Raw genomic sequence first — 16,002 nt, 5'->3', positions numbered from 1 at the left:
TGTTATACATTCTTATCCTGGAAGGTTGACCAAAAAGCCAAAGCTCTTTTATGAAGGAACATTTTCAACCGTTTCAGGTAATTGCCAGTCAATTGGTTTTTCCCCCATTGCCTCAAGCGCAGCATTAGTTTTAGAGAAAGGCTTTGAACCAAAAAAACCACGATGCGCTGATAAAGGACTTGGATGTGGTGATTTAATGATCACGTTTTTACTCTGATCGATCAGTTTACTTTTATCCTGCGCAGCCTTGCCCCATAAAATAAAAATTACTGGTTTTTCACGCTCAGATAATTTTTCGATCGCAACATCAGTCAGTCGTTCCCATCCTTTGCCTCGATGGGAATATGCTTGACCATCGCGGACCGTCAAGACAGAATTCAGCAACAAGACACCTTGCTTGGCCCATTTTTCCAAATAACCATGGTCAACAGGTTTAATTCCGAGATCACTCTGCAATTCTTGATAAATATTTTTAAGCGAAGGCGGGATCGCGACTCCAGGTAAAACTGAAAAACTGCAACCGTGTGCTTGGCGATACCCATGGTAGGGATCCTGACCCAAGATCACAACTTTTACATCTGAAAAAGAAGTCCATTCAAATGCTTGAAAAATGTGATACATATCAGGGTGAATCGTATAATTTCGATATTCTTCTTTTAGAAAATTATGTAATTCAAGGTAGTATGCTTTTTCAAACTCTGGACCTAATATTTCTTGCCAATCATTATTGATCAACGTTTTCATAAAAACACCTCTTTCTTATTCTACCATAGTGAAACGCTTTAATTAAGTAAGAATAAAAAAACATTAAATTGATCTGGCCGATCCTTCTTTTATTTGGCTAAACGAAACTTTAGCTAACTCCAGCAAATTAAAACTTTCTGACTAACATCTCGATTCATGCTAGAATATATAGGAGAAAAAGAAAAGTGAGGTCATACGGATATGCTACAATTAATTGCTTCTGATATGGATGGAACGATGCTCAATGATCACATGGTCATCCCCGATTACAATGTGGCAGCGATCAAACATGCCCAAGAAAAGGGAATATATTTCATTGTTTCAACAGGACGAGCTTTTAAAGAGGTTAAACCATTGCTCGACCAGGCAGGTGTTTCCTGTCCACTGATCACCATGAATGGTGCATTGGTCTTAGACGAAGCTGGAAAAACTCTAAGCTCAGCCTCAATTCCGGACCAACTTGCTCAAAAACTTATCATTCTGCTTAAAAAAGCGGGTTTATATTTTGAGGTCATCACTTCAAAAGGTGTCTGTTCCGATGATAAAGCAGCACGGATCGAAAACTTTGCTGAACTACTATCTAGTATTGACGCAACTACACCATTTAAACTAGCAGTTAGCTTAGCTTCTGCAAGAATGGAATTAATGGACATCAATTACGTTGATGACTATTATCAACTAATAAAAGATCCACACATCCAAATTTTCAAAATAGTTGCTTTCAGTCCTGATCGCCAAGCGGGCCTCAAAAATGTCAGGCAAGAGATCTCCAAATATGATTCCTTGGTCGTAACCTCCTCAGGTTCTGCAAATATTGAGATCAACCATATCAAGGCTCAAAAAGGATTAGCACTCCAAACATATGCCGATCGGTTAAATGTCCCCATGGATAATGTCATGTCAATGGGAGATAATAATAACGACCTTTCGATGATCAAAATCACTGGTGTCAGCTATGCCATGGAAAACGCAACTAAAGAAATTAAAATGGCTGCTAATCACTTAACTGACAAAAATACCGCCAATGGAGCAGGAAAAGCTATTGAAGAACAACTTGAGGAATTAGGACTATGATTTAACTATCACGAACTATTTACTAGATAGGAAGTGAACCAGAAATGCGGGCATTATACGCTCAAAGGATCGGTTTTACGAAAAAAGGGATCACAACGATCAAAGATGAAGCAGACAATATCGTATATTTTATCACGGGCCGTTTTGGACTCGTACACGATGCCATATCCGTCTATGATGTTGCGGGTAACCTCTTAGCCGAGATCAAACAAAGTAGCCTTGGTGTGTTTCCAAAATTTGACCTATATTCCAAACGCAAGAAAGTTGGTTCACTCCGTCGCTATTATGGTGTTAGCACTGAGATGCTTTTTGTAAAGGGAGTTAATTGGTTTTTAATAGGTAATTTAGCTAACTTTCGTTACAAGATCTATTCCGGTCACGAGTGGGTCATGAAAACGGGAACCGTCCAAAAAAATGGCCAACCTTCTATCAAATTTGAGTTTCGTCATAAAAAAGACGAAGCACTTTGTTTATGTATTGCAGCAATTTTAGACTATTGGGCTTCTACTACAAAAAAAGCTAAAAATAAACAGCGTAATTTCAACCTGCAGACTCATACTCGGCCCACTTTTGATTAAAAAAGCATCATCCATTTTCTACTGCTTTTACAGTAGTGAAATGAATGATGCTTTTCCTTTTCTTTAGCAAAAATCGTATCCCGCAACTTAATAATTCTTAAGTGCCCGCGAGAACTCACGTTCCTGATCTCGGCGCTTGATAGATTCACGTTTATCATAATCATGCTTACCTTGGGCAATACCGATCAAGACTTTGGCAACACCATGCTTGATATATACCTTCAGAGGGACTAGAGTCACGCCTTTTTTGGAAGTCTCCTGTTCTAAACGTTTAATTTCTTTTTTATGCAACAAAAGCTTCCGGTTCCGCAATGGATCATGATTAAATTGATTTCCTTGATCATAAGGTGAAATATGGACATTTTGCAGCCATGCTTCACCATTTCTGACTTGAGCAAAACCATCCTTTAGATTGATCCGAGCAGCACGAACCGATTTGATCTCAGTCCCAGTCAACGACATGCCTGCCTCAATGGTATCCAAAATATAATAATCATGACTGGCTTTACGATTCTGAGCCAAGGGACGTGAATGTTGTTTTTGTTTTGCCATTCAAATCATCCTCCGTTTTGTACAAACATAGCAATTATCCTAGTTTTCCTGCTCATAATTGTCAAGACAAACATCATTGATCATCTATTTCGATTACGTTGCTTATTTCCTTTAAAGTTTTGTCGCGACCCATGGGAATGTTGGCCATGACTGTTGTTATTCCGTGATCCGTTATTTCCATGATGTCTCTTACCTTGGTACTTATTCGTACCTTTTTTATGGAAATTATTATTTCGCTTCCGATGATCGTTGTCTCGCTGCGGGCGGCGATCAGGCAATTCAACTCCATCTAGCAAATCTGTTTTTGGTGCTCGTCCTGGATCTGCCAAGGTGAAATCGACTTCTTTTTGTTCGACATTAACATTGATCAACTTAACTTTAACAGGCTGACCGATTCGATAAGTCTGTTTAGTCCGTCGTCCAACCAAAGCCATCTGCTTTTCTAAATATTCATAATAATCGTCTTTGATCTGACTGATGTGGATCAAACCTTCAACAGTGTTAGGCAAAGCTATAAACATACCAAATTTGGTAACTGAACTAACTACAGCATCAAATGTCTCGCCTACTCGATCTGACATGAATTCAGCCTTCTTCATCGCATCTGTATCCCGTTCCGCAGAAATACCGCGTCTTTCGGCATCAGAACTATGGGTAGTGATCTCATCTAATTGACCCGCATATTTTTCGGAAGCCTCGTTACCGATCCCGTTTTCCAAATAAAAATGGATCAACCGGTGAACCATCAAATCAGGGTAACGACGGATCGGAGAAGTGAAATGCGTATAGTCTTGTGCGGCGATCCCAAAGTGTCCTAACGGTTGTGGTGAATACTTAGCTTGTTGCATTGAACGAAGCAGCATTGTCGAGACCATGGCTTCTTCCGGTTTTCCGGCTACTTTTTTCAAAATATTCTGCAGCATTTTAGGCTTGATCTCTGTCTTTTTACCAGTAACTTCAATGCCTAAGCCACCAAGCATCTCGAAAAACGTATCGATTTTTTCGGGTTTTGGACTCTCGTGGATCCGGTAGACAAATGGGACCTTTAACTTATGAAAATGCGCAGCAACAGTCTCGTTAGCTGCCAACATAAAGGATTCGACCATTCTTTCACTTGTCCCACGTTCACGTAACTGGATGTCTGTCGGGTGGCCTTGTTCATCAACGATAATTTTTGCTTCAGTATCGTCAAATTCAATTGCGCCACGACGTTTACGCATTTTCAATAAGATCTTATGCAACTGAGCCATATCCTCAAACATTGGTACCAAGTCAGAATAGCGTTCCATTGTTTTCTCGTCACGCGATTCTACGATCTTATTGATCGCAACATAAGTCATCCGTTCAGTGGACTTGATAACACTCGGAAAGATCCGATGGTTAACAACTTGACCTTCAGGATCGATCTCCATCTCACAAGACATTGCACATCTTTCAACGTGTGGATTTAACGAGCAAATACCATTGGAAAGTTTTGGCGGTAACATCGGGATCACCCTATCCGTTAAATAAACAGATGTCCCACGTTCAAAAGCTTCACGATCTAAGGGTGTCTGAGGAACAACATAATGAGAAACATCAGCGATATGAACCCCTAAATGAAAATTACCATTATCTAACTTCCAAACGTTGACCGCGTCATCCAAATCTTTTGACTCAATGCTATCGATCGTGACCAAGTTTTGGTCAGTCAAGTCTTCTCGTCCCACTTTTTCTTCTTCTGTGACATGGTCTGGAATACTTTGCGCCTGAGCCATCACATCATCTGGAAATTCATGTGGAATGTCATGCTCATAAACAACTTGTAAAATATCCATTCCGGGATCATTGACATTTCCCAGGATCTTAACGGCAACACCCTTTAGCAAACCTGGTAAGGCTGCACTAGGGTAAGCCGAAATATCAGCTAAAATAACTTCACCAGCAACCGGATGCAGTCCACTATCTTCTACCAGAAACTTAAAGTTTGATAGTTTTTTATCCTTTAGGCGCACTGTCCCAATAATACCTGATGGCAAGTTTTCATCTTCATCTACTTGAAACTCACCTACGACCTGAGACAAGGAATGATTTAAAATCTCAACAATTTTTCCTTCAGGGCCCTTATTAGTCGCAGGATCTCCATCACCGGTTTTTTCGATCTTAACTTCATCGCCATTTAAAGCCGACAATGTTGCAGTTGGATTGATAAAAAAATCAGGCTGTTCAGGATCGACCGTTACAAAACCGTAACCCCGGTCATTGGCATGAAAAATCCCCGTTAGATTTTCTTCAGCAGCATTTTGCGCCCAGGAAAAATTCCCATCATTATCTAATGTTATTTTTTTATCATGTTCCATCTGTGTCAGTGCCTGAACAACAAACTTAAATTGTCCTGCACCTTCCATATCAAGCTTTTTGTCCATCTCACCAACCGTAAACCTTTTTGTTGGTTCAGCTTGAAAAAACTCTGTTAGTTTTTCAATAATCTTTTCTTTATTCATTTAAATCCCCGTATCATAACAATTTTTACTTTTAACAAACAAAAACCCTCCTGTTTTATATTGAGCAGGAGGTTTACTTCAAAGTTAGTGTGAAGAAATATATACTAAAGCCAGCGCTAGGGCAAAAAATAATGCCCCGAGAACGACTGTAACTTTCTGCATAAAAGCTTCAAAACCACGCGGCTTTTGTTTACTAAATAGGTCTGTTGCTCCACCAGACAATGCCGACGCAGCATTATCATTTTTTGCTGGTTGCATCAAAACAGCAATAATGATCAAAACTGAAACGATCAGCAATAGGGTCAATAATGTATTGTACAAATAAGTTTCCTCCTTACCTATCTAGTTATAACCTATATCCACTCTAATTTAGCATAAAATGCCCGATAAAACAACCAGATACCACCAATCAGCACGTTTTAATGTCAATCATGGTAATAAAAAAGACCGTACCCACAAAACGGTCGGTCTTAAACCAACAACGATTTTTAGGTACAGATCTTTTAAAGAGAGTACTAGAGTACTGATTATTTGTTAAAGTTTACCAATTGCAAGTATGATTCTGGAACTAAGGAAGCTCCACCGACCAAACCGCCATCGATGTCGTCTTTAGACATTAACTCCTTAACATTTGCAGGCTTAACTGATCCGCCATATTGAATGCGAACCTTATCAGCAACTGTTTGATCATACAATTTAGCAACTGTTTGGCGAACTATCGCACAAATTTCTTGCGCTTGATCAGACGTAGCTGTCTTACCAGTCCCAATTGCCCAAATTGGTTCATACGCAATCACAAGTGAAGAAACTTGGTCAGCTGTCAAATCCTTCAAAGCAGCAGTAACTTGCCCTTCTACCCATTCTTGTGCTTTGCCGGCTTCACGAGTTTCAAGAGTTTCACCACAGCAAATGATCGGTGTGATACCATTTCTGAAGATCGCATGTGCTTTTTTGTTGATATCTTCATCTGTTTCATGGAAATATTTGCGGCGTTCGGAGTGACCAATGATCACATAATCAACGCCCATTTCAGCCAAAACTTTAGGTGAAGTTTCACCGGTAAAGGCACCTTCATCTTCAAAGTAACTGTTTTCCGCAGCTACTTTGAGACTTGAACCCTTAGCATTTTCAAGCAATGCAGGTAAGTCAACGGCTGGGGCACCGACCACAGCTTCAACACTGCCGTCAGTTGGTAATTGATCCTTAACAGCTTTAACAAATTCTGCAGTTTGTTCTGGATTCATGTTTAATTTCCAGTTACCTGCAATAATTGGTGTACGCATAAAATATACCTCTCCTTCAAAAAAATAATTGCGGGTAAAACTGATACTCGCAATTATAATAAATTTTTTATTTCCCTAAACTATTTATCGGAAACTGCAGCGATCCCAGGTAATTCTTTCCCTTCAAGATATTCAAGTGAAGCACCGCCACCAGTAGAAATATGGCTAAGTTTGTCACCCACACCAAGTTCCTTGACAGCAGCAGTTGAATCGCCACCACCAACAATAGTTGATGCATCAGTCAAAGTACCTAAGAATTTACCTATTTCAAGAGTACCTTTAGCAAAGTTGCTCATTTCAAAGACACCCATTGGTCCATTCCAAACAACTGTCTGAGCATCCTTCAATGTATCCTTGAACAAGTCGACCGATTTAGGACCAATATCCAAAGCCATTTCTCCTTCAGGAATATCTCCTTCAACAACCTCACTAGGAGCATCGTTCTTGAATTCAGGAGCAACAACATTATCAACTGGCAGAACTAACTTATCTCCAGCTTTGTCGATAATTTGCTTTGCAAGGTCGACCTTGTCTTCTTCAACCAACGAATTACCGATTTTGATCCCTTTTGCAGCATAGAATGTATATGTCATTCCACCGCCGATAATAACTTTATCAGCTTTAGATAATAAATAATCAATAACGCCGATCTTGTCAGAAACCTTTGCGCCACCAAGGATAGCAACGAAAGGATGCTTAGGATCATCCACAGCATTGCCCAAGAACTCGATTTCTTTGCTTAATAAGAAACCAGCAGCAGCTTGATCCATATTACTTGCAATACCAACGTTTGAAGCATGTGAACGGTGAGCAGTACCGAAGGCGTCGTTGACATAAACGTCACCTAATGAAGCCCAGTATTTGCCGAGCTCAGGGTCATTACCTGATTCTTTTTTGCCGTCAAGATCTTCAAAACGAGTATTTTCAACTAACAATACATCGCCATCAGATAATTTGTCGATTGCTTCTTCTAATTGAGGTCCACGTGTTACGGGAACGAAAGTAACAGGTTTGTCGAGCAATTCAGCCAAGTGCTGAGCAACTGGACGCAATGTTAATTCCTTCTTATCTTCTTCCTTTTTAACACGGCCGAGATGTGAGAACAAGATAGCCTTACCACCATTTTCAGTAACATATTTAATGGTTGGAAGTGCAGCGACCATCCGATTATCATCACCGATTTTGCCGTCTTTCAAAGGAACATTAAAGTCAACACGGATCAAGACTTTTTTCCCTTTAAGATCTTTAAGATCTGAAACTGTTAATTTAGCCATTGAAAACCCTCCATTGATTTTTTCCAGGTTTAAAAATTAAGTTTTACAAAATAACACCCAACTTCTAACAACCCTTGCTTATTCAAAGAAAAAGCGGAAGGAGTTTTGCCTCCCCCCGCCTTAATTAGCGCCACACAGGCGTAATATTCGATTTAAAATCGAATATTAAAGCATGCTAGCAAATTTTTCAAGTGTACGGATCATTTGAGCTGTAAAGCCAGATTCGTTGTCATACCAAGCAACTGTCTTAACAACTTGTCCTTCACCACTACCAACAACCTGTGTTTGTGTTGGGTCAAAGATTGAACCAAATGTTGTACCGATAACGTCTGAAGAAACGATGCTATCATTGTTATAACCAAATGATTCGTTGCCGTCAGTAACCTTCTTAACAGCTTCGTTAACTTCGTCAGCAGAAACTTCTTTATCCAAAGTTGTTACCAATTCTGTCAATGAACCTGTAATAACTGGAACACGCTGTGCATGACCATCCAATTTACCATTCAAATCAGGAACAACCAAACCAAGAGCTTTAGCGGCACCAGTTGAATGAGGAATTGTATTTTCAGCAGCAGCACGTGCGTTACGAACGTTGCCCTTCTTGTCAGGACCATCTTGTAATAACTGTGTAGCTGTGTAAGCATGAACAGTTGTCATCGTACCTGCTTTGATACCAAATGCATCGTTAACAGCCTTTGCAAGAGGTGCCAAGCAGTTCGTTGTACATGATGCAGCTGAAACCATCTTATCTTCAGGTGTCATGGTGTCATCGTTAACGCCATAAACGATCGTCTTCATGTCGCCAGCTGGTGCTGAAACAAGAACACGTTTTGCGCCTGCATCCAAATGAGCAGTTGCTTTTTCTGTAGAAGTATAGAAACCTGTTGATTCAAGCACTAATTCTACGCCGTCATTCTTAACCCAAGGAATGTTGTGTGCATCTGCTTCAGCATATACAGGGATAGTCTTGCCATCAACAACAAGTGCATTATCTGTTGCAGAAACTTCAGCGTCAAATTGACCATGAGCTGTATCGTACTTCAACAAATGAGCGAGCATTGCTGGTGAAGTTAAATCATTGATCGCAACAACTTCCAAGTCCTTTGATGTTGCAGCAATACGACGGAAAGCCAAACGGCCGATACGGCCAAAGCCATTAATACCTACTTTAGTAGTCATATTAAAATTTCCCTCCTTTAGGAAATAAAAAAATTATTTTAAAAAGTAATGCGGCTAAACACTACCCTTTTAAAATCATGTTAGCAGCTCCCTGGTCAGTAATCAAATATGTCTGCCTAGGAGCAAGTTTCATGTATGCTGCGATCGCGCGGCCTTTAGATGCTCCGCCAGCCACGGCAACAACACACTTCATCGAAGCGAGATCCTCTAGTTGCAACCCAATTCGGGAAAGTTTCTGGATCACCTCTCCTTTTTCATTGAAGAAATAACCGAATGCTTCACCGACAGCACCTTTTCGTGTAAGTGAATCAATGGCACTCTGAGACATCGATCTTCTCTTTGCCATCGGGATCGCTTCACCGACGCTATGGATCACCGCATTACTCTGCTTGATCATCTCAATGACCCTCTTAACAGCAGGTTCACGTAATAACGGTTCATAAGTTTTCTCGCTAACATGTTCAGGCACATAGAGTGCCCTATGTTGGCCATTGGTTCGTTCAGCCATCTGAGCACAAATATTGTTAGCCTGAACATCAACTCTTTCTCCGATCCCACCTCTGGCAGGAACGAACATCAGATCACGTCCAGCCGTTAGCTCTGAATCAAGTGACTGAGCGACAGCAGCCATTGTGGTGCCCCCCATTACCGCAATGATATTGTTTCCTTGCGGTAATAAACTCTGCAAAATTTCATTTACAGTCTGCCCCATCAAACACGTTACTGTGTTGTCTTCATCACTATCACCAGGTACTACCAAGCAACGAATGCCACCGAACAAGTCAGTCAGCTTCTTTTCAGTTGCTCGCAAGCTAAGCATCTGATCCATAAACTCACTAAGACCACGAACGGCCAACGACCCACTTTCTGTTAAAGTCATGCCTGACTTACTAGAATCAATCAAACCATGCTCTTTCAGAAAGTCTGTATCGGTACGAAGAGCCCTTTCACCTAACCTAAGTTGAGCAGCTAGAGTTCTACGTCCTACTGGCCTATCAGTCTTAATATTCTTCAAGATCAAAAACCTACGACTTAAGACATCGATCATATCGGGAACGACAGTTTGAATCCACTCAAGCTCACGGTTCATCGGTCGTCTCTCCCTTGGGACTGATAATGTCCAACAATCTATTTAAATAAAGAAGAAAGTTAACCTGAAAATCGGCTAAATCATTTCCTTATTTACAAGTGAATTATAACAACAAAATAAAGCTATTGCAAGTTTTGAAAAGCAACTTTTTGAAACTACCTTAGGAAACTTTTCATGAAATTGTTGCTTTTGCATTCAATTACGACAAGCATAGTAGGGATGTTTGTGAAAAGGCGAATTATTATTGTGAAAAAGGTCATACATTTATGAAATTTGTGAACTTTACTTCTTTTCTAATATTTTTTTCTTTTTGAAGAGCTCGGAATATTTAATTGCTCACGATACTTTGCCACCGTCCTGCGGGACAATTCCAGTCCCTCATCCGACAACAGCCGACTGATCTTTTGGTCCGACAGTGGTTTTAACTTATTTTCAGTCATTATTTCTGCTTTGATCCTGGCTTTCACATCATTTGCGGTCAAGACAGCGCCCTCTGTGCTATAATTTACAGCCTGTGTAAAGAAGTACTTCAATTCATAAACACCATGATCCGTTTGCAGATATTTACCGTTTACGGTCCGACTGATCGTTGACTCATGTAATTGTAAGGAATTAGCTACATCACGCAAAAGTAAGGGAACCATAGGCTGTGTAGGGTCAAGCAAAAACTCCTTCTGTCGTTTTATTATCTCACGCCCTACCCTTAATAAGGTCGAACCTCTTTGTTCAACATCGCGGTAAATTGTCGCAAATTCCCTTTTCTTATTTTCTGCATATTTTTTCACTTGCGGATCATCAGAGCTTATCATTTCATTAAAATAACCATCTCTGAAAATAACTTTAGGCAATGTTTGCTTAGTAGCTTTGACGTCCATCTCAGTGGCACTAATCTTTTTCAAAATTAAGTCTGGTTGAATATAACCGATCTCATCTTGATTATATTCCGATCCTGGAGCCGGCGAGAGGGTTTGGACATAATCCAGAATTGCCTGGACCTGCGCCAAGCTGATTTCATATTTTTTTGCCAACTCTTTCCATTTGCGATCGACAAATTCATGAAAGTCATTTTGTAAAATCTCTTCGGTGAACTCTGGGGCGAAATCGTCATTTCTAGTTTGCAGTATCAAACATTCCTGCAAATTTCTCGCTCCCACACCAGGAGGATCCAAACTTTGCAAAAGCGTCAAGGCATCGATCAATGTGATCTTATCTAGCAGTTCACTTTGCAAAAGATGATCGAGGTCTAAGTCCAAATAACCGTTAGAATCTAAATGATCCACCAGAAAGATGACCCAACCCCGCAGAGGAGTTTTTCTCATTGTCAGGTGTATTTGATCTAATAAGTAATCAAACAAAGACTGCCCTTGTCTGGAAGCAGTATATTCTGTCCAGTCAGTTTCACTGTTTGCCGCTTGAGACGCGCTGATCACACTAGAACTAACGTTGCCTTTTCTCGGATTCACTATCATAAATGGGTTTTCTAATTCTTGCTGCTTTAAAAAGTTTTGCAGCTCGTCTGCGCTAAACTTAAGCATTCGGATCGACTGCTGCATTTTTTGAGTCATTGCCAATTTTTGAATTTGATTTTGTTGTTGACCCAGATCTTGTCGCAGTGCCATGGTAACTTCTCCTTTTAAAATTTATTAAATTGTTTTCCATAAATTCATCTTGTAATTTAACACCATTTAAGTTAATATATATAAGTACGCGCCGGTAGTGTAATGGATCGCACACAAGATTCCGGTTCTTGTAATCAGGGTTCGACTCCCTGCTGGCGCATATATACTATACATAATATATCATTGAACATTGTAAGCCTTGATTTCAAAGGCTTTTTCTTTTTGCATTTTTACTGAATATCACGTGTTTTTAAAAAAAGTGAGCCATATGTGAGCCACAAAACACACCAGTAACCAAATAAAAAGACTAACAAAAGCCTTTTATTTCATTATTCTACATTGTAGCATATTAGACCGGTCAAAAAAATAATGCTTAAAGTTTGACCTTTTTTGACCTATAAGGTAAACTGTAAATCAAGGTCATGGGAGAGAATTCCATGCAATCAATATAAGAAGCAGGAGGTATTTATTACTATGAATTTAGTACCCACAGTTATTGAACAGTCTCCACAAGGGGAACGTGCTTATGACATTTATTCACGTCTTTTAAAAGATAGGATCATTATGGTTTCAGGTGAAGTTACCGATGATATGGCTAATGCCGTTATCGCGCAATTACTTTTCTTAGATGCACAAGATTCTGAAAAAGATATCTACATGTACATCAATTCACCTGGTGGTTCTGTTTCAGCTGGGCTGGCTATCTATGATACAATGAACTTCGTAAATTCCGATGTTCAAACTATCGTGCTAGGGATGGCTGCTTCAATGGCATCGATGCTGTCAACTGCAGGCGCCGATGGCAAACGTTTTGCATTGCCAAATTCTGAGATCTTGATCCATCAGCCATTAGGCGGTGCTCAAGGTCAATCAACTGAAATTCAGATCGCTGCTGAGCATATCTTGAAGACACGTAAATTGATCAACAAGATTTTAGCAGAAAGAACTGGTCAAGATATCGAAACTATCAATCGTGATACCGAACGGGATAACTTTATGACAGCTCAAGAGGCTGTTGACTATGGTTTGATCGATGGCATTATGACAAATAAAAAGAAAGCTGAATAAGTTCATACAAAAAAGAGGTATAGCTCACATTGAGTCATACCTCTTTTTTGTACCATCAAACATTCTGATCAGCGTAAGTCCCGTCTTTTATTTTACCAGCATACTCATTTATTTTGCGCAAACGATGATTTACACCGGACTTAGATATCGGGCCACCTTCTACCAAGTCACCCAACTCTTTTAAACTTACTTCAGGATGGGCGACCCGTGTAATGGCAACCTGTTGTAATTTTACCGGCAATTTATTTAAACCAACTATGTCATCGATCAGTTTAATATTTTCGATCTGCCTAGTCGCTGCATCGGCAACTTTGTTTAAATTTGCATTCTCACAGTTCACGATCCGATTGACCGAGTTACGCATATCACGCATGATACGAATATCTTCAAACTTCAACATTGAACTTGTGGCGCCTATCAAGGACAAGAAATCAGCAATCTTTTCACCCTCCTTCAAATAGGTGATGTAGCCACTTCGACGCTCTGTTTTGCGTGCATTCAAATGATAATGGTTCATCATTTCGCAAATAGAATCGTTATGCTCCTCATACAATGAATAAATTTCTAGGTGGTAACGACTCTTTTCAGGATTGTTCACCGAACCTGTTGCTAAAAAGGCTCCCCGTAAATAAGAACGAACTGGCCCATCAGTTGTTAAGAAGTCTTTATTCACAGTCTGCTTGATCTGCAAACCATCAATAATATCCAAATCATGTAAAACTTCACTGCTTCCAGAACGCAGACGAACGATATAAAGGTTATTTTTCTTTAATTTCATTTTACGTCTGACTATCAATTCACTTTTGATCCCATAAAATCTTTCTAACAACCAATATATCCTACGAGCTGTTGCAGGGTTTTCTGTTTGAATACTCAATACAAATTGGTGATCGATCAAACTTAAAGCACCGTTCATCCGGATCAAAGCAGTCAACTCAGCCTTCCCGTTTTTATCACGGTTGACTTCTAAGGTGGTCAACTCTTTTTTTACATCACTGGCATAAGACAATACCTTGGAACCTCCTTTCGTCAAAATTAAAAGCGAACCATCTAACTTCTACTTTTATTTAACTCAATTAAACCCGTCGACTGCCCAGGAATTTGGACGTCCTGTTAGTCGTATCAATTCATCAACGACTTTTCTTTCATTATGAAAAACGCCACGATCTCTTAATTCCAAAAAATCATCAGAGATCACACGACAATTTTGTTCACGCAAACCGTTAAAATCATAGCTAACTTGATCTAAAATTTCATTATACTTTTGATAATCCAGATAATTCTGGGGAACTTTTTCCGTGTTTACCAATACAGTGTCAATAAAATTTTTATGCAAATGATGATTTAATACTCTCACATGATCAGCATCCGTAAACTTTTCGGTCTCACCTTTTTGTGTCATGATATTGCAGATGTATACAACTTCTGCTTTAGTGTCGCAAACAGCTCGCCCTACATTTTCAATCATTAAATTGGGCAAAATACTAGTGAATAAGCTCCCTGGGCCTAACACGATCTGATCTGCCTGCATAATAGCATTGATCACTTCCGAACGAGCTTCAGGTTTAGTACCATCATTGCTAGTGACCCAAACTTTTTTGACATGTTTCTCAGCAGCTGTGATCTCTGCTTCTCCGGACAACTGGGTCCCATCATAAAACTCCGCATTGAGCACCAAAGGAACACTAGCTGCGGGATAGACATTGCCATCGATCCTCATTATCTCTGAAAGTTTTTGAACCGCAGAAAAAATATCATTGTCATTCATCTCAGATAGCGCCGCGATGATCAAATTCCCGATCGCATGACCAGAGAAAAACTGATCCTTAGTATCAAAGCGATACTGAAAAATATCTTTATAGATCTGAGGGATGTCAGATAAAGACACTAGAACGTTTCTAATGTCACCAGGAGGCACGACATTGATGTAGTCCCTTATCTGACCGGAAGAACCTCCGTCATCTGCTACTGTAACAACTGCGGTAATATCAGCATTTCTTTTACGTAATCCGCGTAAGACCACAGGTAAGCCTGTCCCTCCACCGATCACAACTATTTTGGGACTTTGACTGTTTCTATTGCAATTACTCATGATCGGTTAACAGTCTCCTTCCGCTTATTCATGTCGCGGTGTGAGATACGCACCGGATATTTTTTCTTTAATCTTTGACCGATCAAATTAGTCAAAGCCACTGACCGGTGCTGACCGCCAGTACAGCCGATCGCAATAACCACACTTGATTTTCCTTCTTTCACATAACCAGGGATGATCGATTCAAGCAAATGAGCAAACTGTTCATAAAAGCTTTGGGCTCCACTTGAATTCATAACATAATCTTCAACGGGTTTATCCAGACCAGTCTTGTCTTTCAACTCCGAAACATAATAAGGATTAGGCAAGAAACGAACATCCATTACGATATCTGCATCGATCGGCAGCCCATACTTAAATCCGAATGACAAAACTTCAATATGAAAGGGAGTGTCTTTGCCACTTTCAAACGTATGAAATATTTCTTCCCGCAACTGACGTGGCGATAAGTTAGTTGTGTCGATGACCAACTGCGCTTGTGTCCTGATTTCCGCCAACAGTTCTCGTTCTTTTATGATTCCATCTAATAAACGGCCTTCACGCGCCAACGGATGCGCTCTTCTTGTTTCTTTATACCGAGAAACTAGTTCACTGTTAGACGCATCAAGAAAAACAATTTTCACATTGACTGCTCTTTGATCTTCAACATTATGCAAGATCTCAATGATCTGATCATAAAAGGCCCGTGAACGTAAATCGATCCCTAAAGCAACTTTTTGAATCTTACCGGTATCTTGCAATAATTCATAAAATTTAGGGATCAATGTCGGTGGCATGTTATCGATACAAAAATAGCCTAAGTCTTCAAAGCTTTGCATAGCGACAGTTTTACCTGCCCCGCTCATCCCAGTTAAAATTACAAGTTCAAGTTGTTCACTCATTATCGACCCTCCAATTTTAAACGCCATCAATAAATATACCACAACAGCCCGGGCGTGTCATTAGACATAACCACTTCTTAAACTC

15 protein-coding genes and 1 tRNA gene are annotated in these 16,002 nt (G+C 39.9%); 4 read left to right on the top strand and 12 right to left on the bottom strand.

Annotated elements, in window-relative coordinates:
• Positions 1 to 48 precede the first annotated feature (48 nt).
• Positions 49 to 744, bottom strand: a complete 696-nt coding sequence (locus AC3XNE_RS08345) for a uracil-DNA glycosylase (RefSeq protein ID WP_489831627.1) — start codon at positions 742 to 744, stop codon at positions 49 to 51.
• Between the two features lie 201 nt (positions 745 to 945).
• On the opposite strand from AC3XNE_RS08345, the gene AC3XNE_RS08340 reads away from it, so the two are divergent.
• Both AC3XNE_RS08340 and AC3XNE_RS08335 read left to right on the top strand, forming a co-directional pair.
• Complete coding sequence (locus tag AC3XNE_RS08340) at positions 946 to 1,818, top strand: Cof-type HAD-IIB family hydrolase (RefSeq protein WP_489831626.1); 873 nt, start codon at positions 946 to 948, stop codon at positions 1,816 to 1,818.
• A gap of 44 nt (positions 1,819 to 1,862) precedes the next feature.
• Complete coding sequence (locus tag AC3XNE_RS08335) at positions 1,863 to 2,396, top strand: LURP-one-related/scramblase family protein (RefSeq protein WP_489831625.1); 534 nt, start codon at positions 1,863 to 1,865, stop codon at positions 2,394 to 2,396.
• A gap of 87 nt (positions 2,397 to 2,483) precedes the next feature.
• Here the strand turns inward: AC3XNE_RS08335 and smpB are convergent, their stop codons facing one another.
• The 8 genes from smpB to rpoN form a co-directional block, all read right to left on the bottom strand.
• Positions 2,484 to 2,948, bottom strand: a complete 465-nt coding sequence (smpB, locus tag AC3XNE_RS08330) for an SsrA-binding protein SmpB (RefSeq protein ID WP_489831624.1) — start codon at positions 2,946 to 2,948, stop codon at positions 2,484 to 2,486.
• Positions 2,949 to 3,028: 80 nt separating this feature from the next.
• Positions 3,029 to 5,431: a ribonuclease R gene (gene rnr, locus AC3XNE_RS08325; RefSeq protein WP_489831623.1), complete on the bottom strand. Its 2,403-nt coding sequence runs from the start codon at positions 5,429 to 5,431 to the stop codon at positions 3,029 to 3,031.
• 84 nt (positions 5,432 to 5,515) lie between these two features.
• Positions 5,516 to 5,752, bottom strand: a complete 237-nt coding sequence (secG, locus tag AC3XNE_RS08320; protein ID WP_489831622.1) for a preprotein translocase subunit SecG — start codon at positions 5,750 to 5,752, stop codon at positions 5,516 to 5,518.
• 206 nt (positions 5,753 to 5,958) lie between these two features.
• Positions 5,959 to 6,714, bottom strand: a complete 756-nt coding sequence (tpiA, locus tag AC3XNE_RS08315; protein WP_489831621.1) for a triose-phosphate isomerase — start codon at positions 6,712 to 6,714, stop codon at positions 5,959 to 5,961.
• Between the two features lie 80 nt (positions 6,715 to 6,794).
• Positions 6,795 to 7,988 carry a phosphoglycerate kinase gene (locus tag AC3XNE_RS08310; protein WP_489831620.1) on the bottom strand — a complete coding sequence of 398 codons (1,194 nt, stop codon included), beginning with the start codon at positions 7,986 to 7,988 and terminating at the stop codon, positions 6,795 to 6,797.
• A 165-nt stretch (positions 7,989 to 8,153) separates the two neighbouring features.
• Positions 8,154 to 9,167, bottom strand: a complete 1,014-nt coding sequence (gene gap / locus AC3XNE_RS08305) for a type I glyceraldehyde-3-phosphate dehydrogenase (protein WP_489831619.1) — start codon at positions 9,165 to 9,167, stop codon at positions 8,154 to 8,156.
• Positions 9,168 to 9,228: 61 nt separating this feature from the next.
• The gene (locus AC3XNE_RS08300; RefSeq protein WP_489831618.1) at positions 9,229 to 10,257 is read right to left on the bottom strand and encodes a sugar-binding transcriptional regulator; all 1,029 of its coding nucleotides are present in this window, start codon (positions 10,255 to 10,257) and stop codon (positions 9,229 to 9,231) included.
• A gap of 293 nt (positions 10,258 to 10,550) precedes the next feature.
• Positions 10,551 to 11,876 (bottom strand): RNA polymerase factor sigma-54, encoded by a 1,326-nt coding sequence (gene rpoN, locus AC3XNE_RS08295; protein WP_489831617.1) that lies wholly within the window; start codon positions 11,874 to 11,876, stop codon positions 10,551 to 10,553.
• Positions 11,877 to 11,964: 88 nt separating this feature from the next.
• On the opposite strand from rpoN, the gene AC3XNE_RS08290 reads away from it, so the two are divergent.
• Positions 11,965 to 12,036, top strand: a tRNA-Arg gene (locus tag AC3XNE_RS08290).
• A 314-nt stretch (positions 12,037 to 12,350) separates the two neighbouring features.
• Complete coding sequence (clpP, locus tag AC3XNE_RS08285) at positions 12,351 to 12,944, top strand: ATP-dependent Clp endopeptidase proteolytic subunit ClpP (RefSeq protein WP_489831616.1); 594 nt, start codon at positions 12,351 to 12,353, stop codon at positions 12,942 to 12,944.
• A 55-nt stretch (positions 12,945 to 12,999) separates the two neighbouring features.
• Here clpP and whiA read toward each other — a convergent pair whose 3' ends face one another.
• From whiA to rapZ, 3 genes are all read right to left on the bottom strand, one after another.
• A complete protein-coding gene (gene whiA, locus AC3XNE_RS08280) occupies positions 13,000 to 13,953 on the bottom strand; it encodes a DNA-binding protein WhiA (RefSeq protein ID WP_489831615.1) in 954 nt (317 codons plus the stop codon).
• Between the two features lie 63 nt (positions 13,954 to 14,016).
• The gene (locus tag AC3XNE_RS08275; RefSeq protein ID WP_489831614.1) at positions 14,017 to 15,036 is read right to left on the bottom strand and encodes a gluconeogenesis factor YvcK family protein; all 1,020 of its coding nucleotides are present in this window, start codon (positions 15,034 to 15,036) and stop codon (positions 14,017 to 14,019) included.
• The gene (gene rapZ, locus AC3XNE_RS08270) at positions 15,033 to 15,917 is read right to left on the bottom strand and encodes an RNase adapter RapZ (RefSeq protein WP_489831613.1); all 885 of its coding nucleotides are present in this window, start codon (positions 15,915 to 15,917) and stop codon (positions 15,033 to 15,035) included. The genes AC3XNE_RS08275 and rapZ overlap by 4 nt, the downstream gene beginning before the upstream one ends.
• Positions 15,918 to 16,002: the final 85 nt, after the last annotated feature.

Source organism: Ligilactobacillus sp. JN-6 (Y).1 (genome assembly GCF_058111525.1).
Note: the sequence above shows the minus strand (reverse complement) of the source record. Positions and strands in the feature narration are given on the sequence as shown.